This is a genomic window from Actinospongiicola halichondriae, assembly GCF_049103745.1.
Taxonomy (GTDB): Bacteria; Actinomycetota; Acidimicrobiia; order Acidimicrobiales; family Salinilacustritrichaceae; genus Salinilacustrithrix; species Salinilacustrithrix halichondriae.
In genome coordinates this window covers 1,808,599-1,830,800 of the sequence record NZ_CP171622.1, presented here as the reverse complement: position 1 = coordinate 1,830,800, position 22,202 = coordinate 1,808,599, and the positions used below count along the sequence as shown (strand labels likewise).

Below are 22,202 nucleotides of genomic sequence, written 5' to 3'. Positions count from 1 at the left end.
GCTCAGCGAAGGACCTCGATCGTGTCGCCGATGGCGATGCGACCGGGTCGACGTACGACGGCACCGACACCGAGGTTCCCGGACCGATCGCGGTGCACGGACGTGAGCACCGATCGGTCGCGATCGAGTCCTGGCTGCGGACGGGTCACGATGACGCAGCGGTCGATCTCCTTCATGACCCGGAGTCGTACCGAGCCGATCGCGACGTCGGTGTCGACGAGCGTCCGCTCGTCGCCTCCGCTCACCACGACGTTGGGGCGGAAGCGCCGGACATCCCAGTGCCCCATCGCCGACTCGTCGACGATCGAGAGCCGAGTGCGGGTCGAGTCGTGCCACACGCCCTTCGGCCCGTGCCACTGGATCCAGTCGCTGGACGGGTCGTCGTCGTCCTCGGCGATCTCGTAGAAACCTCGTTCGTCGGGTTCGGGTCTGCGGAGGGCGACCGAGCGTCCGAGCCACGCGGACAACGTGGCGTCGTCGTCGGTGATGGTGCCGTCGGGAAGACGGATCGCGACGGTGTCGCCGGACGCGACCGGACTGGCAAGGAGCAGGTCGGGGACCCGTCGTGCGGTGAGGACGAGACCGGTGTCGGTGTCGACCAGGCCCCACTGTCGGTCACCGTCGATGCCGAGGTCGGAGACCTCGGTCTGATCGAGCGCCTCGCCCGCCATCGACTTCACCGGATACCGCCAGAGTTGGGTCACGGTCATCGATCCGTCCACCCGGCCATCGTGGCATGCAGGTCCCGGGTAGGTTCCGCCTCGTGGACCTCCGAATCTTCACCGAACCCCAACAGGGCGCGAGCTACGACTCGATCCTCGCCGCCGCAAAGGCCACCGAGGCCGCAGGCTTCTCGGCCTTCTTCCGCTCGGACCACTTCCTCAAGATGGGCGATGTCTCCGGCGACCCCGGTCCGACCGACGCCTGGATCACCCTCGGAGCACTGGCGCGGGAGACCGAGACGATCCGGCTCGGCACCCTGGTGACCGCAGCGACGTTCCGGCTCCCGGGTCCGCTGGCCATCGGCATCGCCCAGGTCGACCAGATGTCGAACGGTCGTGTCGACGTCGGGATCGGTACCGGTTGGTACGACGACGAGCACACGGCGTACGGCATCCCGTTCCCGCCGGTGGCCGAACGGTTCGAGATCCTCGAGGAGCAGTTGGAGATCCTGACCGGGCTGTGGCGGACTCCGGTCGCAGAGACCTTCTCGTTCGCCGGCGACCACTACACCGTCGTCGACTCGCCGGCGCTGCCCAAGCCCCACCAGGCCGGTGGTCCACCGATCATCATCGGCGGTGGGGGCCAGAAGAAGACCCCGCGACTGGCGGCGAAGTTCGCATCCGAGTTCAACCTGCCCTTCTCCCCGAAGGACTTCTTCGTGCACCAGGTGGGCAAGGTGGCGGATGCGTGTCGGGCCATCGATCGCGACCCCGACGACCTGACGTACTCCGCAGCGCTCGTGGCCTGTGTCGGCGCGGACGAGGCCGAGATCGGTCGCCGAGCAGCAGCCATCGGACGCGAGGTCGACGAGCTACGTGAGAACGGGTTGTGCGGTACTCCCGCCGAGGCGGTCGAACGGCTGGAGGAGTGGCGAGAAGCCGGGGCCTCGCGCGTCTATCTCCAGATCCTCGATCTCGACGACCTCGACCACATCGCGCTCATCGGGTCCGAGGTGCGCACCGCGGTGTGACGCTCAGTCGAGCGAGCGGAACACGATCCCGGTGGCCGGCTTCGGAGCGAAGAACGTGGTCTTCGGCGGCATGCGGTCGCCGCCGTGCGCGATGGCCTGGATCTGAGGCACCGTCGCTGGGCGCATGAGCACCGCAGCCTGGGCGTCTCCGGTCGCGACGGCCTCGGTCACGTTCGCGACGCCGTGCTGGTAGCGGATCTCGTGCGGGGGGAGTTCGGCGAGCGCTTCGACGAGGCGCACCGTGTCGAGGTCGACCTCCGGACCGAAGGCGCCGTCGCGGGGAACGCACACGAACGAGCCGGCCGGGGTGACGAGGCCGAGCCCACCGGCGGCGACCAACTGGTCGACGGCGTCGGGGCCGAACGGCTCGCGTGCGGTGACCTCGAACCTGCTGTCGAGGAGGCCCGGGAGGTCGGTGCCGTCGGGGAACCCGCTCAGGAGGCGGTGGATGGGCTGCACCGTGAGCTCGTCCTCGACCAGCTCGACGACGTAACACATGGTCAGATCGGCGGGGGTCCCCGGACCGTCGGACACGCGACGCTCGTCCCGGTACTGCAGTGAGGTCTCGTAGCGATGGTGGCCGTCGGCGATGACCACGGGCGATGCGAGGACGAGGGCGGCGATCCGGCCGTTGCGCTCGGCGTCGGTGACGGTCCACACGGTGTGCTGGACGCCATCGGGGTCGGTCCACTCGTCGTCTGGCTCGTCGTCGGTCGGCAACAGGTCGGTCAGCCCGGATGCCAGGGACAGGCCCCAGATGGCCGACAGGTTCGCTCGGCACGACCGCAGCATGTTCGAGTCGGTCCGACTTGGCCTTCTTCGTCGTCTGCTCGTGGGGCAGGATCTCGCCGGCGTCGGGATGCCACAGCTCGAGTGCACCGATGACCCCGGTGGTCTGGCGGATTCGCCCGGCCTCGTCGGTGAACGTCATCCGGTACACGGTGAACGTCGGCGTGTCGTCGGTGACGAGCACGCCTTCGTCCTGCCATTCGTGGAGGAGGTGGCACGCGACCTCGTACCGGTCCTTGCCGTTCTCGTCGACGGGGAGGTCGATGCGGACCGCGTTCATCGGCTCCGTCGCCAACTGTGCGCGCTGACGGTCGTCGATCACGTCGTAGGGCGGGGCGGTGACCTCGGCGAGCGACCGGGACCGGTCGTAGCGGAGGCCGCGGAAGGGCTCGAAGCGAGGCACGGGAACATCGTGACAGACCAGGGCCCACCCTCCGAACCGATCCGGGGTGACGATGATGTTGGGCGCCCCGCGAGCCGGTGCCACGATGGCCGTGTGCCCTGGGTCCTCGATCTCGACGGTGTGCTGTGGCTGGGAGCCGAACCGATCCCCGGGTCGGCGGATGCCGTCCACCGGCTACGAGCCGCAGGGGAGACCGTCGTGTTCGCGACCAACAACGCGTACGCCCGGGTCGCCGACCAGGAGGCCAAGCTCGAAGCGATGGGGATCCCGGCGGTGGGGAGTGTGGTGACCGCCGCGCAGGCGGGTGCGTCGCTGCTCGACGCCGGTGAGCGCGTCCTGGTGGTCGGCGGTCCTGGGCTCCGCGAAGAGGTCGAGCGTCGCGGTGCGGTCATCGTGACCGAGCGCCCCTATGACGCGGTGATCAGCGGGCTCGACCGCGAACTGACCTACGCACACCTGCGCGATGCCTCGACGGCGATCCGCAACGGTGCCCGTTGGGTGCAGACGAACGGCGACGTGACCTTCCCCACGCCGGACGGGCCCGAACCGGGTGCCGGCACCATCGCCGCTGCGCTCGCAGCGGCGAGCGGTATGGAGCCCGTCGTCGCCGGCAAGCCCGAGCAGCCGATGGCCGATCTGATCCGGGCGCGCCTCGGCGACGATGGCTACATGGTGGGGGATCGCCCGAACACCGATGGGCTCTTCGCCGGTGCCCTCGGATACCGGTTCTGCCTGGCGATGTCGGGCATCACGACCGAAGCAGACCTCCCGGTCGACCCGGAGCCGTGGTGTGTCGGCAACGACCTCGCAACCATCGTGGATCTCGTCCTGTCCGGTGTCTCCCCACACCACACCACGAACTCGACGTCACAGCCGTCGGCCCCCGACGCCTGAGACGTCGAGTTCGGCAGGGTTCGGTCAGCGACCGGGCGTCCACCGTCGGTACTCGTGGATGTCGCCGGCGCCGCCGGTCGGGTCCCAACGAGTGTCCATCTGGTCGCGATAGTCGCCCTTCCAGGAGGCGTGCCGGATCGGCCCCGACATCCGGACCGCGACACCGACGAGCGCCCCGAAGACGAATCCTCCGACGTGAGCGCCCCAGGCGACGCCCGAGTTGGGGCTCGTGAAGAACTGCAGGACGAACCAGAAGCCCAGGATCCACCGAGCCTGGATGGTCACCAGGAACGGGAATCCGAGCACGAGGAGCGTGCGTACCGGCGCGCTCGGGAACCAGATCAGGTAGGCGCCCATCACGCCGGCGATGGCTCCCGAGGCGCCGACCACGGGCACGACCGAGTCCGGTTGCAGACCGACGTGCACGGCGGTCGCGACGAGGCCGGCCACGAGATAGAAGACCAGGAAGCGGATGCGTCCGACGTGGTCCTCGATGTTGTTCCCGAAGATCCACAGGTACAGCAGGTTCCCGCCGATGTGCAGCCACCCGCCGTGGAAGAACATCGACGCCAGCGCGGCCAGCCACACCGACTTCCCGGGCACCGCCGGTGGTGACTCGGGGCTGCCCACACCACACGACTCCAGGTCGCCGCCGTTGGTGCCGAACGCCGCGGTCAGTTCCTGACCGGTCAGCGGGCGACCCTGGGTCAACTCGCAGGGGATCGCCGCGTGCTCGACGTTGAACACGAAGTCGTCGAGGTCGCTGCGCTGGGGTTCCTGCTGCCAGCCGAACCACACCCCGACGCAGGCGACCATCACGATGATCGTGACCACGGGCAGGCGCCGGGTCGGGTTCACGTCGGCCAGGGGAAACACGCGGCGAAGCGTAGGGGAGACCTGGCCGGTCGGCGGGTTGCTAACTTTTCGCTAGCGCGCGAGATCGGTCGTACGCTGGGGGAATGGCCCAGAACCCCCTCATCAAGCGCTACCTCGACGCTGGCATGGCGTTCACCCAGATGACGCAGACGTGTGCCGAAGCGATCGTGAAGGACCTGGTGAAGGCGGGTGAGGTCCAGACACAGCGGGCCGAAGAGCTCGTGAACCAGTTGGTCGAGCGCTCGCGCACCAACACCGACAAGTTCCTCGAGGTGGTCCGCAAAGAGGTCCGCGACCAGATCGCCGGTCTCGGACTGGCCACGAAGGACGACATCGCACGCCTCGAGCAGAAGCTCGCCGCCGCCCCGAAGAAGGCCGGCACCAAGAAGGCGGCCGCACGCAAGCCGGCCAAGAAGGCCGTCGCCGAGAAGGCGGCCGCACGCAAGCCCGCCAAGAAGGCCGGAGCGAAGAAGACCAGCGCGGCCAAGAGGGCCGCCAAGAAGTCCGCGAGCTGAGGAGCCGGTCACGGCTACCCGTCGTCGCCTCGACGTCGAACTCCATCGTCGCGGCCTCTCTGACAGTCCTCGACACGCCCAGACGCTGATCACCGAAGGCCGTGTGCTGGTCGGTGGCGCACCAGCCACCAAGGCCTCGCGCCTGGTGGGAGCGCACGAACCGGTCGTGATCGTGAAGCCGCCCGCCCGGTTCGTGAGCCGAGGCGGCGAGAAGCTCGCTGCGGCACTGGAGCGTTTCGCCGTGGACGTCGTCGACCGACGCTGCCTCGACGCTGGCTCGTCGACGGGCGGTTTCACCGACGCGCTCCTGCAGTCGGGTGCCGCGCACGTGATCGCCGTCGATGTCGGCCGCAACCAACTCCATGAGCGGATCCGCGCCGACGATCGCGTCGACTCTCGGGAGCAGACCGACATCCGATCGATCACGCCGGAGGTGCTCGGTGGTCCGGTCGATGTGGTCGTCGCCGACCTGTCGTTCATCTCGACCAGCCGTCTGGCCGAGGTGCTCGTCGGAGCCGTACCTGCCGGCGGCGACATCGTGGTGCTGGTGAAACCGCAGTTCGAGGCCACTCGTGACGAGGTCTCGAAGGGGCGCGGCGTCGTGCGGGACCCCGAGGTGTGGCGGCGGGTGCTCGGCGAGGCCTGTGGCGCCATCGAAGCAGCTGGAACGGCCATCATGGACGTCATGGTCTCCCCCCTCCGCGGCGCCGAGGGCAACGCCGAGTTCCTGGTCCACGCCGTGAAATCCGATCCGTCGACGCTCCACGCCCCCGCCGCGGTGCCGGTCGTGGACCTCGACGCGGTCGTGGCCGCGGTCGATCCGGGAGAACGCTGATGGTGATCGCCGGGCTCGTGGTCCACGAAGAACGCGACGCCGCGTTCGAGGTGGCCGCCGACATTGCTCGATGGCTCACCGATCGGGGCCACGAGGTGCGCCTGCCGATGGCCGACGCCACCAGGGTCGGTCTGGACGACCTCGGCATCGGTGAGGAGGCGTTCGGGCCCGGCCTCGATGTCGCCGTGAGTTTCGGCGGCGACGGCACCATGTTGCGGACCATCGACCTGGTCGGCGAGGACGGCGTGCCGGTCATCGGCGTCAACGTCGGACAACTGGGTTACCTCACCGAGGTGGACCCCGACGGCGCCCGCATGGCCGTGAAGCGGTTCCTGTCCGGGGCCTACGAGATCGAGGAGCGCATGATGCTCTCGGTCGAGATCGACGGACCGACGGGCGACGAGGGTGCACGGGACTTCGTGGCGCTGAACGAGGCCGTGATCGAGAAGACCCCGTCGGGGCACACCGTGCGCCTCGCGGTGAGCGTCGACGGCGAGTACTTCACGACCTATGCAGCGGACGGCCTCATCGTCGCCACCCCGACCGGCTCGACCGCGTACTCGTTCTCGGCTCGGGGGCCGATCGTCTCGCCCCGTCACCGTTGTCTCGTGGTGACGCCCGTGTCGCCCCACATGCTCTTCGACCGGAGCATGGTGCTCGACCCGTTCGCGTCGTTGCGGATCGAGGTGACCGGACATCGGCCCGCCACCATCTCGATCGACGGCCGGAACCTGGTGACCCTCGAGCCCGGGCACGCAATGCGCTGTACGGCCAGCAATCGCACGGCGCGGCTGGTGACCTTCGGCGACCACGACTTCCTGGCGATCCTGAAGAACAAGTTCGGGCTCTCCGATCGATGATCGCCGAACTCGTGGTCCGTGACCTCGGTGTCTTCTCCGATGCCCGGCTGGTGCTCGGTCCGGGCTTCACCGCGCTGACGGGGGAGACCGGTGCGGGCAAGTCGCTCGTCGTCGGTGCCATCCAGTTGCTGCTCGGCGCCCGTGCCGACGCCTCGGTCGTCCGGCCCGGCGCCTCCGAGGCGACCATCGACGGACGGTTCGTCGCCGAGGACGGTTCGGAGATGATCCTGTCCCGAGTCGTCCCGGCCGAAGGACGGAGCCGCGCCTACGTCAACGGTCGTCCGGTGAGTGCCGCGGAGCTGGCCGAACACGGTGCCGGTCTCATCGAGCTCCATGGACAACACGCGCATCAACAACTGCTCCGTCCATCCGAGCAGCGATCGGCGCTCGACCGCTTCGGTGGCGTCGACCTCTCGGCGTTGCGCAAGGCGCGTGCCCGCATCAAGGAGATCGAGGTAGCGCTGGCCGAGCTCGGGGGCGACGAACGCACGAGAGCGCGTGAACTCGATCTGCTGCGATACCAACTCGACGAGCTCGAGTCGGCTCGGCTCGACGATCCGGAGGAGGACGTCCTCCTCGATGCCGAGGAAGACCTGCTGGCCGACGCGGTTTCCCACCACGAGGTGGCCGAGCGGACATCGGATGCGCTGGTGGGGGACGACGGGGTGCACGATCAGCTCCAGTCGGTGCTCGGCGGCCTGGTCGATCGACCGCCGTTCGCCGAGGCGCTCGGTCGGCTGCGGGCGGCCGCTGCCGAGCTGAGCGAAGCAGCGCACGACATCCGTGCGATCGCCGAGACCATCGCCGACGACCCCGAGCGCCTCGACGAGATCCGCCGACGTCGGCAACTCCTCGCCGAGCTCCGACGCAAGTACGGCGAGGACCTCCGTGAGGTCATCGAGGAACGCGACCGGGTGCGCGAGCGGCTCGACGAACTCGAGTCACACGACGAGCGGGCGGCCGAACTCGATGCCATGCGGATCGAAGCCGAGAAGGCGGAACGTGCGGCGGCTGCCGTGGTGGCCAAGGCTCGCCGCGCCGCGGCACCTACCCTCGCAGGTGGGGTCCAGGAACGGTTGCGTCAGCTGGCGATGCCCAACGCGCTCGTCGAGGTCGACGTCCGAGGCGACGATCCTGCCGACGAGGTCAGCCTCCTGCTCGCGGCGAACCCCGGATCGAGCCCGCAACCGATGGCCAAGGTGGCCTCCGGCGGCGAGTTGTCCCGGGCCACGCTGGCGTTGCGGCTCGAGCTCACCGCCGGCCCACCGTCGCTCGTCTTCGACGAGGTCGATGCCGGGATCGGCGGCGAGGCGGCGTGGGCCGTCGCACGATCGTTGCGCGCGCTGTCGGATCGTCATCAGATCCTGGTCGTGACGCACCTGCCCCAGGTCGCAGCGTTCGCCCAGCAACAGATCTCCGTGACCAAGCGCACCGACGGCGAGGCGACCGAGGCCATGACGGTTCCGCTCGACGACGATGCAAGAGTGGAGGAGATCGCGCGCATGCTCTCGGGCCAACCAGGTTCCGAGGTCGGAAGAGAGCACGCGGTCGAACTGCTCGCCGAGGCTGCCGGGAGGACCGTATGAGCCAACAACCCGCGGTGCCCCAGGAATCGGTCCTGGTCGGTGTGGCCAAGGTCGACCGCCGCACCAAGGCGCTCGTCAACCGGCTCGGACCCTCCGACGTCGCCATCATCAACCACGAGGATCTCGACCGTGTGGCGGCCGAGACGCTCGTGTCGGCACGCCCCCTGGCGGTCGTCAACGCCGCGGCGTCGCTCTCCGGTCGCTACCCGAACGTCGGCCCGCTGGCGCTGACCGAGGCGGGCATCCCGCTGATCGACGCCGCCGGGCCCGACGTGATGGACATCGCCGAGGGCGCCGAGATCACCATCGACGGCGGCCGGATCTCCGTCGACGGCGTCGAGGTCGCCTCAGGGGTCCGAGAGAGCACCGAGAACCTCCTCGCCGGCATCGAGATCGCCAAGTCGAGCATGGGCGCCGAGCTCGAGCGTTTCGCCGAGAACACCCTCAGCTACATCCAGGCCGAGGGTCATCTGCTCGTCGACGAGCCGATCGTGCCCGAGGTCGCCGGCCTCGACTTCCGGGGCCGCCATGTCCTGATCGTCGTCCGTGGCATCGGGTACAAGGAGGATCTCCAGATCCTCCGCCGCAGCGGCTACATCCGCGAGCAGCGACCCATCCTCATCGGCGTCGACGGCGGCGCGGACGCGCTGATCGAGATCGGGCACACTCCGGACCTGATCATCGGTGACTTCGACTCGGTGTCCGAGAAGGCGCTGCGCAGCGGCGCCCATCTCGTCGTGCACGGCTACCGCGACGGTCGGGCCCCCGGAGGTGAGCGTCTCGAGGAGATGGGCCTCGACTACGAGGTCTACGGCTCCGAGGGGACCAGCGAGGACATCGCCATGCTCCTGGCCTACGAGAAGGGGTGCGAGCTGATCGTGGCCGTCGGGACGCACAACTCGATGGTCGAGTTCCTCGACAAGGGTCGGGCCGGGATGGCCTCGACCTTCCTCGTGCGCCTCAAGGTCGGTCCGTTGTTGGTCGACGCCAAGGGCGTCAGCCGCCTCTATCGCTCGACCGTCCGCTCCCGTGACCTCGTCTTCATGGTCCTCGCGGCGATCTTCACCATGGTGGTCATCGTGCTCGTCAGTGAGCCGATCCGCCTCCTCATCCGTCTGTACTGGGTCTCGCTCACCTCATGATCAACCTCCGCTATCACATCGTCTCGCTCACGGCGGTCTTCCTCGCCATCGGCATCGGGTTGACGCTCGGTTCGACGTTCCTCGACCGGGCCACGGTCGACAACTTCGACGCGCAGCTCGACAACCTGCAGACGCGCCTCGGTGACCGAGAGAAGCGCATCGCCGACCTCCAGGACCAGGTCGACGCCGAGAGTGACCGCAATGCCGCCATCGACGAGGAAGCGACGGCCCTGCTCGCCGGACGGCTCGACGGCGTCCCCACCGTGGTGTTGTCGGCCCGAGGCGTGGAGGAGGCCGACGTGCAGGCCGCCGTGCAGAACCTCGTGGTCGCCGGCGCCGACGTCCAGGGCCTGTGGTGGTTCACGGAGCGTTGGAGGCTCGACGACGAGGGCGAGGTCAACGACCTGGCCGAACTGCTCGAGGAGGACTCGATCGACCCGTCACGTCTGCGCCGGACCGCCATCGACGCACTGGGTGGCGAACTCCGCTCCCGGGAGTTGCTCGGCGAAGACGTCGTCGACGACGACACCGTCGAACCGGCAGCCGAGGAAGAGACCCCGACGGACGACACCACGGTCGTCGACGAGACCACGACCACGGTCGCCAGCGACGAGACGACGCAGGGCGATCCGGACTCCGACCGTGTCGCCCTCGTCGACGCCCTCGTCGAGGCCGGATTCATCGAGTTCGAAGCGGTGCCGGGAGGCCCCGAGACCCCCGGCCTGCCCCACGGGACCCGCTTGTTGATCGCCGCGGGTTCGCCCGACGTCCCCGACGACCTCGTCATCGAGCCGCTGGTGGAGCGAATGGGCCGTGCGACCGACACCCCGGTCCTGGCCGTGGTCGGTTCGGTCATGGAGGGCGACGGCGGCGTCAGCGACGCCGTGTTCGTCCTGCGCCAGAACGAGTCGCTGCGTGAGCTGGTGTCGACGGTCGACTCGCTCGAGCACTTCGAGGGCTACGCAGCCATGGTGCTGGCGCTCGCAGACCTGGGAGAGGGAATCGTCGGCCATTACGGCCTCGACGAGAGCGCGTCACAGCTGCTGCCCGCGGTTCGAACCCCGTGAACGCTCCCGTCGACGAGCGTCGGACCCTCGCTCGTTCGACGGCCACGCAGACCCTGCTGATCGCGGTCAGCCGACTCACCGGGTTCGCCCGCGTGGTGGTCGTGGCGGCGGTGTTGGGCACCACGTTCCTGGGCAACACGTATCAATCGGCCAACACGATCCCGAACATCGTGTTCGAGCTCTTCGCCGCCGGTGCACTCCAGGCGGTCCTCGTGCCCGCGCTGGTGCAGCGACTCGATCGGTCCGACGACGCCGGAGCGCAGCGCCTCGCCGGATCGGTGCTCGGCTACACGTCGATCGCCCTCGGTGGTCTCGCGCTGGTGGGGATGGTCCTCGCCCCGTTGATCATGGCGTTGCTCGTGTCGGGCGTCGACGACGCCGCGGTGCGTGACGACCAGATCCGTCTGGGCACGACGTTCCTGTGGATCTTCCTGCCCCAGGTCGTGATCTACGACCTGGGCATCATCGCCACGGCGGTGCTCCACGCTCGCGGTCGGTTCGCGATGCCCGCGATCGCTCCGGCGGTCAACAACGTCGTGGTGTGTGGTGCCTACATCGCGTTCTGGCTCCTGCGCGACGGCGCCGACCCGTCGCTCGACCTGAGCGCGCTCGAGATCGCGGTGCTCGCCGGAGGAACGACCTTCGGTGTCCTCGCGTTCTGCACGGTTCCCGTGGTGGGGGCGTGGCGTACCGGCTTCCGCTTCCGCCCCAACCTCGATCGCAGCGATCCCGCGCTGCGCACCCTCGCACGGCAGGGCGGTTGGGCGGCCCTGTACCTCGCGATGACCCAGGTCCTCCTGGGTGTCGTCCTGATCCTCGCCAACCGGGTCGAAGGTGGTGTGGTCGCCTACCAGGTCGGCTTCACCTTCTTCCTGCTGCCGTACGCGCTGTTCGGCATGCCGGTCCTCACGACGCTGTTCCCGACCGCCTCACGACAGGTGCATTCGGAGGACTGGGACGCCCTCGCCGGCACCGTCCGTCGCGGTGTGTCGGCGATCATGCTCTTCGTCCTCCCGGCTGGAGCGGCGCTCTGGGCGCTGTCGGAGCCGATCTCACGGCTCGCTCGTTTCGGCAACGTCGACGCCGCCGGCGCCGCGCTGACCGCCGACGTGGTCGCCGGCTTCGCTCCTGGTCTCGTCGGCTACTCGCTCTTCTACTTCCTGACCCGCATGGCCTACGCGATGGACGACACGCGGACGCCGGCCCTGGTCCACGGTGGGGTCGTGGCCATCGGTGCGGCGTGCATGCTCGTCTCGGGTGTCGTCCTCGAGGGCAGTGACGTGGTCCCGGCGCTCGCCTGGTCGCACTCGATCACCTACCTGCTGGGTGCCATCGTCCTCATGGTCCTCGTCGCCCGGCGGGTTGCGGCACGTGGATCGTCCACCGATCTCGTCCCGGTGCTCCGCCGGCAGTTGATCGCGGTCGCTGCCGCGACCGTGGTGCTGGTCGGTCTGGCCGCGCAGGTCGACGCGTCAAGTCGGATCGGGGCGGCGGCCGAACTCGTCGTGCTGTCGGCCATCGGCCTCGGTGTGCACCTGGCCGTCCAGTCGCTCCTCGGGGGACCGCGGCCCACGTCGCTCGTCGAACTCCTCCGACCCGGGCGTGGCGCGGGAGCCGTCCGTTGAGCACCGAACGGTCCGGATCGGTCCTCCAGCTGTTGGGCCCCTCGACCGGGGGGATCCGTCGCCACGTCGCATACCTCACGTCGAGGTTGCGCGACAACGGCTGGTCGGTCGAGACGGCAGGTCCCGACGGCGTGCTCGACGACCTCGATCGTGTGGTCCCGATCCCGACCCGCAACCAGCCGGGCGGGACGTGGCGCGCTCGTCGTGCACTCCAGGCCGTCGCCGGCGATCACGACCTGATCCATGCGCACGGTCTGAAGGCGGGACTCCTGGCTGCCTCGCTGCGCAACGGGCCGCCGGTCGTGCTGAGTGTGCACAACCTCGTGCTCGACGAGGTCGCCGGGCGCAGTGCAACGGTCCTGCGCTGGCTCGAAGGACGCCTGCCGGCTCGCGTCGCGGCCACGATCGCCATCTCGGACGGTGTGGCCGACCGCTTCGCCGGACTCGGTGGCGCTGACCGCATCCGAGTGATCCCGCCAGCGGGACCACCACCGGACCCCAGGCGTTCGCCCGGAGACGTCCGGGTCGAGCTCGGCATCCAACCGGACGACGACCTGGTGGTGACGCCGGCGCGGCTCACTGCGCAGAAGGACATCCCGCTGCTGCTCGATGCCGCGGAGATCCTGGTGCGAGATCGCCCGGGCCTGCGGTGGTTCGTGTTCGGTGACGGCCAGCTCCGATCCGAGCTCGAACGATCGGTGGCGTCGCGTGGCCTCGCGGAGGTCGTCCACCTCGAGCCGGGTCGACGCGACGTCGACAGCGAGTTGGCAGCAGCCGACGTCGTCGTCATCACGTCGCGGTGGGAGTCCGGTCCGCTCGTCCTCCTCGAGGCGGCAGCACTGGGCCGTCCGATGGTGTCGACCGACGTCGGTCTCGCCCGGACGGTGATCGACGGGACCGCCGGCGAGGTGGTCCCGGTCGGCGATGCTCCTGCTCTCGCCGCCGCGGTGCATGAGGTCCTCGAGGCAGGCGACCGGTCCGATGTCGTCGGCGCTCCACCTCGGAGCGAACTGTCGCCGGCGACGCTCGCGGCGCGGGTCGAAGCCCTCTACCGGGAGGTGTCGGGTCGTGCAGGTTGATCGCCCCCGACACGCATACTGGTCGCCATGACCTTGCCCGACTTCCTGGTGCTCGGCGCGGCGCGGTCGGCGACGACGTCGCTGCACTACTACCTCGACCAGCATCCACGCATCGTCATGTCGTCGATCAAGGAGCCGAACCACTTCGCGTTCGACCACTCCGTCGATCCGCCGGCACCGCTGATCGACCCGACCTCGCCGATCGTCACCAAGTCGATCCCTGGCCGTCAGGCGTACGAAGACCTGTTCGCGCACGGGGCGGCCGATGCCGTCGCCGGCGAGGCGTCGCCGCTCTACCTCTACGTACGCGAGACCCCCGAGCAGGTGGCGAAGGTGTTGACCGACCCCCGTTTCGTCGCGGTGCTGCGCAACCCGATCGACCGCGCGTACAGCCACTGGCTGCACATCCGGCGGGAGTCGGCCGATGCTGCCGTCGAGGGCTTCCGGCGATCGTGTGAGGCCGAGATGGCTGCCGGGCGCGAGTACACGCCCTACGCCGGTGCGTCGCACGTGTTGCGGATGGGGCTCTACGACGAGCAGTTGCAGCGCTACGCCGATCGCTTCGGCGCCGAGCGGGTCCTGGCACTGTCCTACGACGACGTGGTCGGCGACCCGCAGTCGCAGGTCGATCGCATCTGTGACCACGTCGGCGTCGAACGACACGTGGTCGACACCGACACCCAGTTCAACCGGTCGGGCGTGACCCGGAGCCGTACTGGAGCGGCGGTCACCGCAGCGATGCGCTCGGCGCAGCCGAAGCTCAAGGCCGTGCTGCCGCCCTCGGTGACCCGACGGCTCGGGCGTCTGCGAGCACAGTTCGACCGCCCCGACGAGGCGCCGCCCGTGCCGGAGGATCTCCGGGAGCAGTTGGCGGAGTGGTTCGCACCGAGCGTGCACCGCGCCGAGGCCGAGGGCTGGGTACCCGCAGGAACCTGGACGGACTTCGCATGACTCGATCCCGATCGCTCGTCGTCGCGTTGGTCGCCGTGGTGCTGGCGCTGTTCTGTGCCGTCGTGCCCACGGCCGCCGCCGAGGTGCGCGGAGGAGACGAGTCCGCCACCCGTGTGCTCGTGGTCACGACTCCGTCGCTCCGCTGGGCCGACCTGGCCGAGCAGGACCTGCCGAACCTCGAAGGGTTCCTGGCCGACGCAGACGTCGCCAAGGCGAGCCTTCGCACGATCGGCGCACGCACGAGCATCGGCGAGGGGTACGTGACCCTCGGTGCCGGCAACCGGGGATCGGTCAGCTCGGCCGACGCCGGTCTGGCGCTCGAACCGTACGAGCGTTTCGAGGAGGGCACTGCGGCGCAGGCCTACAAGCGTCGCACGGGCGACTCGCCGGTGGGCGTCCTTCTCCATCTCGGCTTCCCGGCCATCGAGCGGCTCAACAACCGCTTCCTCTACGGCGCCGAACCGGGCTCGCTCGGGCAGGCGCTCGCCGACGCGGGTCGGAGCATCGGCGTGATCACCAACGCCGATCTCGGCGCAAGCCCACCTCCGGAAGAACCGCAGGTCGAGGAGCCGAGCCCCGACCTGCCGGAAGGTGAGGAGACCCCTCCCGAAGAGGAGATGGACCCCGAGGAGCCCATCGAGGAGGAGCCGGTCGAGCCGCCCGACGTCGTCGACTCCGAGGACGACACGGTGGCCACGGTCCTCTCCGACGGCGACTACGGACGCGCCGCCGCCCTCATGGCGATGGACCGGACTGGACAGGTGATCGAGGGCGAGGCCGACGGTCTCCTCGATCGCGACGCGACCGCCCCCTATGGGGTCCGCTACGACAACGACGCCGTGGCCGAAGCGTTCACCACCCTCTGGGATGACGGCGTCGACGTCGCCGTCGTCGAACTGTCCGACCTCGATCGGACCGACAGCTATCGGCGCGAGGCCGACGGCGCCGCCGCGAACGAGCTCTGGGCCGATGCCCTCGCCGCGTCGGACGAGCTCTTCGGCGCACTTCTCGAGGCCGTGGGGCCGGACACGACCGTCATCGTCGTGTCGCCGTCGTCGCCCCGGTCGGCGGAGTCGCTCGGCGTGTTCGGCATCTCCGGCGAGGGCGCTGGCGGAGGGCTGGCACGATCTGCGGCCACCCGCCGGGCCGGCTACGTGGCGCTCACCGACGTCGCTCCGACCATCCTCGACCTGGTGGGTGTCGACGCTCCGAGTTCGATGACCGGCACGCTGATCTCGCGCTCGAAGGAGACGGTGGTCGACGACGACCTGTTCTCGGCATTCGCCGACGCAACGGACGAGGCGATCTTCCGCAACGAGGTGGTGGGGCCGGTGAGCGTCGTCTTCGTCGTCGCCCAGATCCTCGCCTACATCCTCGCCGCCGTGGCGATCGCACGCCGTCGCGGGTGGACCAAGCCGGTGTCGTTCCTGGCCCTGGTGATCCTCGCCATCCCGCCGGTGGTGTTCCTCGGTGGGGCGCTGCATCTCCGTGACGGCAAGGTCAGCACCTACGTGGCCGGGGTCTTCGCCGCAGCCGTCGTCCTCGCGGCGATCGCCGAGGCGTTGGCGATGGTCGTGTCGAGGCGATGGCCTCGGACCGGTGCGTTCGTCGCCCCCCTCAGCCTGATCGCCGCGAGTTGGGCCGTGCAGGTGGGGGACATCCTCACCGGCGGCGGGCTCCAACTCGACACCGCCTTCGGCTACTCGCCGATCGTCGCCGGGCGGTTCGCCGGCTTCGGCAACCTCGCCTTCGCCGTGATCGCGATGAGCGCAGTGACCGTCGTCTGCGGAGCCTGGGCGACTCATCGACTCGCCGCCGCCCCCGCCGACGGTTCGGCTCGGGCGAGCGGATCAACCGTCGTGGCGATGTCGCTGTTCCTGGCGCTCACCATCGTCCTCATCGGCGCGCCGATGTGGGGCTCGGACGTGGGTGGCGTTCTGGCCACGGTCCCCGCGTTCACCGTCCTCGTGCTCGTCGCCGCCGGCATCCGCGTCGACTGGCGGCGCGGGCTCCTGATCGTGGCGGGCACGATCGTCGCGGTGTCGGCGTTCGCGATCGTCGACCTCTCGCGACCCGAGGAGGACCGCACGCACCTGGGCCGGCTGGTCTCGCGGGTCACCGACAACGAGGGCGGCGGGTTCGGCGAGACGCTCGAGCGCAAGATCAACTCGAACATAAGCATCCTCACCAGCTCGGTGTGGACGCTCACCATCCCGGCGGCTCTGGGGCTCATGGTGTTCCTCGCTCGGCGCAAGACGGGATTCCTGCGCGACCTGCAGGAAGACGTCCCCGCCATCCGGGCGCTCCTCGCCGGTGGACTCCTCGTGGCCTTCCTCGGCTTCGCGCTCAACGACTCGGGCGTCGCGGTCCCGGCGATGATGTTCGCCGTCCTGCTCCCGTTCCTCACCTACGTGCTGCTCCGATGGGACCCGGCGCGACGCTGATCGCCGCCGCGCTGTTGGGCGTGGCGGGCGGTTCCGCGGGGTGGTGGTTGATGCGCGACACGTTCGCGAAGCCGATCTTCGCCCGCGAGAACGTTCGTGGCATCGACGTGCCCGTGGCCGTCGGCATCCTGTTCCCCGTCGTCCTCGTCGCCGCCGCATCGGTACTCCTCCTCGGCGAAGCGGCCGATGCGACCGAGGTGGCCTCGGTGCCGCTGGTGACCGCCGTGTTGGTGGCGACCGGCTTCGGGATGCTGGGCCTCCTCGACGACCTCGCCGGCGACGGCGGCTCCCGTGGATTCGGTGGTCATCTCCGGGCCCTGGTCCGCGGCCATCTCACGACGGGTGCGGTGAAGCTGTTCGGCGGCGGCGCCCTCGCCGTGGTCGCTGCGGCCATCGCCACCGACGAAGCCCCGGGTCGACTCCTGGCCGACGCCGCGCTGATCGCCCTGGCGGCCAACCTCGCCAACCTGTTCGACCGTGCGCCCGGGCGGGTCGGGAAGATCTCCCTCGTCTGCGCCGTCGGCCTCGGCCTCACCGCTGGCGTGGACGAGCGCCTCGCCGGCCCGGTGGTCATCCTGGGAGCGCTCGTGGCGTTGCTGTGGCCCGACCTGCGCGAACGACTGATGCTCGGCGACGCCGGCGCCAACGTCCTCGGCGCCACGCTCGGTTTCTCGGTGGTCCTGACGACCGCCGCGTCGACGCGGACGACGGTGCTGGTGGTCGTGATCCTGCTGAACCTCGCCAGCGAGCGGATCAGCTTCTCTTCGGTGATCGACCGGACGCCACCGCTGCGAGCCGTCGATCGGCTCGGCCGTCGCCCCTGATCGTCACCACGGGGAGCGCAGGAAGGCCGCGAGCACCACGCCGACGGCGGCCTGGGCGCCCAGCAGGACGCGGTCGCGGTCGATGCGACGATTCGCCACGCGGACCACGGCCGGGATCGCGGTGCACGCCGCGGCGAGGGTGATCCACGGCACGTAGGGCAGCCAGATGCGTTCGACCTCGCCCTTCGACAGGCCCGACACGTCGGCGGCGACCACGGCCACGACGGCTGCCCACACCGCACCAGTGGCCAGGTCGCGTCGCATGGACGCGAGACCCATGATCGCCGGGGGACCGAGACTCACGGCCAGGACCGCGAGATTGGCCACGACGAAGTAGCTGTACGGCCGGTTCGATGCCACGCCGACGTCGTAGCGCTGCGATGTCGCGTCGAGACCGTCGAGGAGGAAGAACCCGGCGGCGGTCCACGAGACGACGACCGCAGCGCCGGCTGCTGCACCTGCAGCGGCCGTCGTCCATGCACGCCGCGTCACGATGACCACGGCCGGCACGATGCCGAGCGGTGCGAGTCCGTACGTGAGGTGTAGTCCGAGCGCGAACAGCGCCCCGCCGGCCACGGCGAAGGCCACGGCGCCGCGGCGTCCGGGACGTGTCGAGAGGACCACGAGGAGGATCGCCCATGCCCCCACGGCGGTGAAGAGCGCGTCGGCAGTGGTTGCCACCCAGATCGCCGAGGGAGTCAGCACCAGGAAGGGAGCGGCCCGGCGAGCGACGTCGTCGGACAGCAGTTCGCGTGCCGTGAGGACGACGGCGACCGGCGTCGAGGCCGCGGCGAGGAGGATCATCACCGCCGCCGGTGTCGCTCCGCCGAGACCGAGCTGGTCGAGGCCCCAGAGCAGCAGCACCATGCCGGGCGGATGGCCTTGGACGTGGATCGGGTACGTCGCGATCTGGTCCACGAAGCCGCTCAGGAAGCCGGCGGGGGAGTCGACCTCGGGTACCGCTGCGAGGTACTCGAACTTCCCCTCGAGCGGCTCGCCCACCAGCGAGAGCGGGCGGTCGGCGAGATACAGCAGCGACGCCCACACCGCAGAGGCGGCCCCCGTCAGCGCCAGGAGGACGGCGAGGCGAGTGCGCCGGGCGATGGGTGGCCCGACGGCGACGACCAGTGCGGCGAAGGCCACCGGCCACACGAGCGAGACCGGCCGCATGGTCGTCTCCCAACGCCCGAACCAGGGAACGGCGTTGAGCTTGAGCCCGACGCCGTCGGCGAGGAGTTCGAGGCCCCAGAGACGCGCCACGACCACGAGGACGATCGTCGCCGCCAGGGCACCTGCTGCGCGGTGCTGTTGCCTCCGGTGTCCCATGGTCCGAGCGGAGAGTCTGGCACCGGATCGGGACGTCGCGAGAGCGGTTCCCCGGCGCGGATGCGCGGTGGGTGCACCCCCTCGCGGTATGTTGTCCTCCCGTGACGAAACACATCTTCGTGACGGGTGGAGTGACCAGTTCCCTCGGCAAGGGTCTCACTGCTTCCTCCCTCGGTCGCCTCCTCAAGGCGCGTGGCCTCCGGGTCACGCTCCAGAAGCTCGATCCGTACATCAACGTCGATCCCGGCACGATGAACCCGTTCGAGCACGGCGAGGTGTTCGTCACCGACGACGGTGGTGAGACCGACCTCGATCTCGGCCACTACGAGCGGTTCATCGACGAGAGCCTGACCCAGGAGTCGAACGCCACCACCGGTTCGATCTACTCGGCGGTGCTCGCGGCGGAACGTCGCGGCGACTACCTGGGCAAGACCGTCCAGGTCATCCCGCACATCACCGACGAGATCAAGCGGCGCATCACCAACGTTGCCGGCGACGACGTCGACGTGGTGATCACCGAGGTCGGTGGCACGGTCGGTGACATCGAGATCCTCCCGTTCCTCGAGGCCATCCGCCAGTTCCGTCTCGACGTCGGTCGCGGCAACGTCTGCTACGTCCACGTGACGCTCGTTCCCTTCATCGGCCCGTCCGGCGAGCAGAAGACCAAGCCCACGCAGCACTCGGTCACCGAGTTGCGCAGCCGCGGCATCCAGCCAGACGCGATCGTCGTCCGCTCCGAGGACCCGATCCCCGAGGACCTCAAGAACAAGATCAGTCGACTGTGTGACGTGCACCAGGACGGCGTCGTGAACGCCGCCGATGCCGGCAACATCTACGAGATCCCGCTCGTGTTGCACGAAGAGGGTCTCGACGCGGTCGTCTGCGACGTCTTGCAGCTCACTGACGTGCCCGACCCCGATCTCACCGAGTGGGAAGCGCTCGTCACCAAGGTCGAGGCCGCCGTGAAGCCGGTCCGCATCGGATTGATCGGCAAGTACGTGGCCTTGCAGGACGCCTACCTGTCGGTGGTCGAGGCTGCCAAGCACGGCGGCTTCGAGCTCGGCGCCAAGGTCGAGATCGAGTGGATCCAGGCCGAGGAGGTCGAAGGCCTCATGGCCGACGGCCGCCTGCGGGACCTCGACGGCATCGTCATCCCCGGCGGCTTCGGCGAGCGGGGGACCGAGGGCAAGATCGCGGCAGCGGCCTACGCACGCGAAGAAGAGATCCCGTGCCTCGGACTGTGCCTCGGGCTCCAGATGATGGTGGTCGACTACGCCCGCAACGTGCTCGGACTCCCCGGCGCCAACTCCACCGAGATGGAACCGTCAGCGGCGGACCCGGTCATCACGATCATGCCGAGCCAGCACGACGTCACCGACATGGGCGGCACGATGCGCCTCGGTGCCTACGTGGCCCAGCTCGCTCCCGGATCGAAGGTGGCCGAGGCCTACGGCTCGACCGTGGTCTCGGAACGCCATCGCCACCGCTACGAGTTCAACCCGAAGTACCGCTCCCGGTTCGAGGAGAGCGATCTGTGGCTCTGTGGCGAGTCGCCCGACGGTCGTCTCGTCGAGTTCATCGAACTCCGGAACCACCCGTTCTGGGTCGGCACCCAGGCGCATCCGGAACTGAAGAGCAGGCCGACGCGCGCTGCGCCGCTGTTCCGTGCGTTCATCGCCGCGGCGCTGTCGCGTGCCGAGGGCCGACGACCGCACCTCTTCGAGCTCGACGAGCCCGAGCGCATCGTCGCCGAGTGACGATCGCACGACTCGCAACTCGCTGATGGGTGACGCGGGGTTCCGACATCTGGGCGAGGACGTCGTCCACGAGGGTTACGCGATGGACGTCGCGGTCGCCCGATATCAGGGGCCGGACGGGTCCGAGTTCACCCGTGACGTGGTCCGCCACGTCGGCGCGGTGGCCGTGGTGCCGTTGCATGACGACGGCACCGTGACGCTCGTCCGTCAGTACCGAGCGCCGATCGAGCAACGGCTGCTCGAGATCCCTGCGGGACTCCGCGACGTGGCGGGGGAGCCGGCGGAGGAGACCGCAGCTCGCGAACTGGCCGAAGAGGTCGGCTTGGCCGCCGATCACCTCGAGTTCCTGTGCGCGTTCCACAACGCCGCGGGCTTCTCCGACGAGGTGGTCCAGGTGTTCCTGGGTACCGGCCTCCGCGAGGTCGCCGCCGACCTCCAGGGCCCGGAGGAGCAGGACATGTCGGTCGAGCGTCTCCCGCTGACGGAGCTGGTGGCCATGATCGGCGACGGCCGGATCACCGATGCCAAGACGATCATCGGTGTCCTCCTGGTGGCCGGTCGGTGAGGGGAACGGAGGACGACCGTCCTCCGGCGCCGATCGAGATCGAGGAGTTCCTGACCTGGTTGCGTCTCGAGCGGGGTCGCGCCGCGTCGACGATCGAGGCGTACCGCCGGGATCTGCGGGCGTGGGTCGCCCGCCTCGCCGAGTTGGAGCGACCGATCGTGGACGTCACCGAGGACGACATCGTCGACTGGGTGCACGATCTGCGCTCCGGCGACCTGGCAGCGTCGACGGTGAAGCGGCGCATCGTCGCCGTCCGCAGCCTCCATCGCTACCTGGCCGAGGAGGAGATCGTCAGCGTGGACCCCGGCGCCGACGTGCTCCCGCCGCCGGTCGAACGGGGCCTGCCCAAGGCGCTCAGCGAGGACCAGGTCGAGCGGCTGCTGTCGACGGTCGTCGGTGACGACCCGGTTGCCCGTCGCGATCGCGCCATCCTCGAGACGCTCTACGGCACCGGTATCCGGATCTCGGAGCTGGTCGGCATGTCGCTCCGCGACCTGGATCTCCATGACGGCTACCTCCGCGTCGTCGGCAAGGGCGACAAGGAGCGGGTCGTCCCGGTGCTCGGACTCGCCAACGACGCCCTGGCCCGATGGCTCGACGTCGACGGCCGTGGTGCGCTGATGCCGCGGCAGTGGCGACGTCGCGACGACGAGGAGGCCGTCTTCCTGAACCAGCGCGGTGGGCGCCTGGGCCGACAGGGGGTGTGGCTGATGGTGCGAGCCCATGGCTCCGCCGCAGGCCTCGACGGGCTGCTCACCCCACATGTGCTGCGACACTCGTGTGCGACGCACCTGCTCGACCACGGTGCCGACATCCGTGCCGTACAGGAACTCCTCGGTCACGCCTCGATCGGCACGACCCAGGTCTACACGCGGGTCTCGGACGAGCGGCTGGTCACGGCCTGGCGTCAGGCCCATCCACGGGCAGGGTGACCGGAGGCCACAACATCGGAGCCCCGCCGTTCGATGCTC

Annotated in this window: 19 protein-coding genes and 2 pseudogenes; 16 read left to right on the top strand and 5 right to left on the bottom strand. The window is 69.5% G+C overall.

Annotated features, from left to right (window positions below; all coding sequences use genetic code 11):
• Positions 1-2: 2 nt before the first annotated feature.
• Entirely contained in the window at positions 3-722 is a 720-nt protein-coding gene (locus AB8619_RS09020; protein WP_436796134.1) for an MOSC domain-containing protein, read from the bottom strand.
• Between the two features lie 41 nt (positions 723-763).
• Here AB8619_RS09020 and AB8619_RS09015 point away from each other — a divergent pair, with 41 nt between their 5' ends.
• Positions 764-1,693: an LLM class F420-dependent oxidoreductase gene (locus AB8619_RS09015; protein ID WP_436796133.1), complete on the top strand. Its 930-nt coding sequence runs from the start codon at positions 764-766 to the stop codon at positions 1,691-1,693.
• A 3-nt stretch (positions 1,694-1,696) separates the two neighbouring features.
• Here the strand turns inward: AB8619_RS09015 and AB8619_RS09010 are convergent, their stop codons facing one another.
• On the bottom strand, positions 1,697-2,485 hold the full coding sequence (locus AB8619_RS09010; RefSeq protein WP_436796132.1) for a DUF1015 family protein: 789 nt from the start codon (positions 2,483-2,485) through the stop codon (positions 1,697-1,699).
• A 16-nt stretch (positions 2,486-2,501) separates the two neighbouring features.
• Positions 2,502-2,885 (bottom strand): annotated as a pseudogene (locus tag AB8619_RS09005) (DUF1015 family protein); the annotation flags it as partial.
• Between the two features lie 93 nt (positions 2,886-2,978).
• On the opposite strand from AB8619_RS09005, the gene AB8619_RS09000 reads away from it, so the two are divergent.
• Positions 2,979-3,779 (top strand): HAD-IIA family hydrolase, encoded by an 801-nt coding sequence (locus AB8619_RS09000; protein WP_436796131.1) that lies wholly within the window; start codon positions 2,979-2,981, stop codon positions 3,777-3,779.
• 24 nt (positions 3,780-3,803) lie between these two features.
• Here the strand turns inward: AB8619_RS09000 and AB8619_RS08995 are convergent, their stop codons facing one another.
• Positions 3,804-4,655 (bottom strand): rhomboid family intramembrane serine protease, encoded by an 852-nt coding sequence (locus AB8619_RS08995; protein WP_436796130.1) that lies wholly within the window; start codon positions 4,653-4,655, stop codon positions 3,804-3,806.
• 83 nt (positions 4,656-4,738) lie between these two features.
• Here AB8619_RS08995 and AB8619_RS08990 point away from each other — a divergent pair, with 83 nt between their 5' ends.
• The 11 genes and pseudogenes from AB8619_RS08990 (at position 4,739) to AB8619_RS08940 (ending at position 17,583) form a co-directional block, all read left to right on the top strand.
• On the top strand, positions 4,739-5,170 hold the full coding sequence (locus tag AB8619_RS08990; protein ID WP_436796129.1) for a phasin family protein: 432 nt from the start codon (positions 4,739-4,741) through the stop codon (positions 5,168-5,170).
• A 34-nt stretch (positions 5,171-5,204) separates the two neighbouring features.
• A pseudogene (locus AB8619_RS08985) lies at positions 5,205-6,005 on the top strand (TlyA family RNA methyltransferase); the annotation flags it as partial.
• The gene (locus AB8619_RS08980) at positions 6,005-6,865 is read left to right on the top strand and encodes an NAD(+)/NADH kinase (RefSeq protein ID WP_436796128.1); all 861 of its coding nucleotides are present in this window, start codon (positions 6,005-6,007) and stop codon (positions 6,863-6,865) included. The pseudogene AB8619_RS08985 and the gene AB8619_RS08980, both read left to right, overlap by 1 nt.
• Positions 6,862-8,451, top strand: coding sequence for a DNA repair protein RecN (recN, locus tag AB8619_RS08975; protein WP_436796127.1), 1,590 nt, complete (start codon positions 6,862-6,864; stop codon positions 8,449-8,451). Before AB8619_RS08980 ends, recN begins: the two co-directional genes overlap by 4 nt.
• On the top strand, positions 8,448-9,593 hold the full coding sequence (gene steA / locus AB8619_RS08970) for a putative cytokinetic ring protein SteA (protein WP_436796126.1): 1,146 nt from the start codon (positions 8,448-8,450) through the stop codon (positions 9,591-9,593). Before recN ends, steA begins: the two co-directional genes overlap by 4 nt.
• On the top strand, positions 9,590-10,660 hold the full coding sequence (locus AB8619_RS08965; protein ID WP_436796125.1) for a copper transporter: 1,071 nt from the start codon (positions 9,590-9,592) through the stop codon (positions 10,658-10,660). The genes steA and AB8619_RS08965 overlap by 4 nt, the downstream gene beginning before the upstream one ends.
• Positions 10,657-12,285 carry a murein biosynthesis integral membrane protein MurJ gene (murJ, locus tag AB8619_RS08960; RefSeq protein ID WP_436796124.1) on the top strand — a complete coding sequence of 543 codons (1,629 nt, stop codon included), beginning with the start codon at positions 10,657-10,659 and terminating at the stop codon, positions 12,283-12,285. Before AB8619_RS08965 ends, murJ begins: the two co-directional genes overlap by 4 nt.
• Positions 12,282-13,364 (top strand): glycosyltransferase family 4 protein, encoded by a 1,083-nt coding sequence (locus AB8619_RS08955; RefSeq protein ID WP_436796123.1) that lies wholly within the window; start codon positions 12,282-12,284, stop codon positions 13,362-13,364. Before murJ ends, AB8619_RS08955 begins: the two co-directional genes overlap by 4 nt.
• Positions 13,365-13,391: 27 nt before the next feature.
• Positions 13,392-14,315, top strand: a complete 924-nt coding sequence (locus AB8619_RS08950) for a sulfotransferase family protein (RefSeq protein ID WP_436796122.1) — start codon at positions 13,392-13,394, stop codon at positions 14,313-14,315.
• Positions 14,312-16,759 (top strand): hypothetical protein, encoded by a 2,448-nt coding sequence (locus AB8619_RS08945; RefSeq protein ID WP_436796121.1) that lies wholly within the window; start codon positions 14,312-14,314, stop codon positions 16,757-16,759. Before AB8619_RS08950 ends, AB8619_RS08945 begins: the two co-directional genes overlap by 4 nt.
• Positions 16,738-17,583: a hypothetical protein gene (locus AB8619_RS08940; RefSeq protein WP_436796120.1), complete on the top strand. Its 846-nt coding sequence runs from the start codon at positions 16,738-16,740 to the stop codon at positions 17,581-17,583. Before AB8619_RS08945 ends, AB8619_RS08940 begins: the two co-directional genes overlap by 22 nt.
• A gap of 3 nt (positions 17,584-17,586) precedes the next feature.
• Here AB8619_RS08940 and AB8619_RS08935 read toward each other — a convergent pair whose 3' ends face one another.
• Positions 17,587-18,909: a hypothetical protein gene (locus tag AB8619_RS08935; RefSeq protein WP_436796119.1), complete on the bottom strand. Its 1,323-nt coding sequence runs from the start codon at positions 18,907-18,909 to the stop codon at positions 17,587-17,589.
• A 101-nt stretch (positions 18,910-19,010) separates the two neighbouring features.
• On the opposite strand from AB8619_RS08935, the gene AB8619_RS08930 reads away from it, so the two are divergent.
• Genes AB8619_RS08930 through AB8619_RS08920 form a run of 3 tightly spaced genes read left to right on the top strand, consistent with a single transcriptional unit; the run spans position 19,011 to position 22,163 of the window.
• Entirely contained in the window at positions 19,011-20,666 is a 1,656-nt protein-coding gene (locus tag AB8619_RS08930) for a CTP synthase (protein ID WP_436796118.1), read from the top strand.
• Between the two features lie 25 nt (positions 20,667-20,691).
• Complete coding sequence (locus AB8619_RS08925) at positions 20,692-21,231, top strand: NUDIX domain-containing protein (protein WP_436796117.1); 540 nt, start codon at positions 20,692-20,694, stop codon at positions 21,229-21,231.
• Complete coding sequence (locus tag AB8619_RS08920; RefSeq protein WP_436796116.1) at positions 21,228-22,163, top strand: tyrosine recombinase XerC; 936 nt, start codon at positions 21,228-21,230, stop codon at positions 22,161-22,163. Before AB8619_RS08925 ends, AB8619_RS08920 begins: the two co-directional genes overlap by 4 nt.
• Positions 22,164-22,202: the final 39 nt, after the last annotated feature.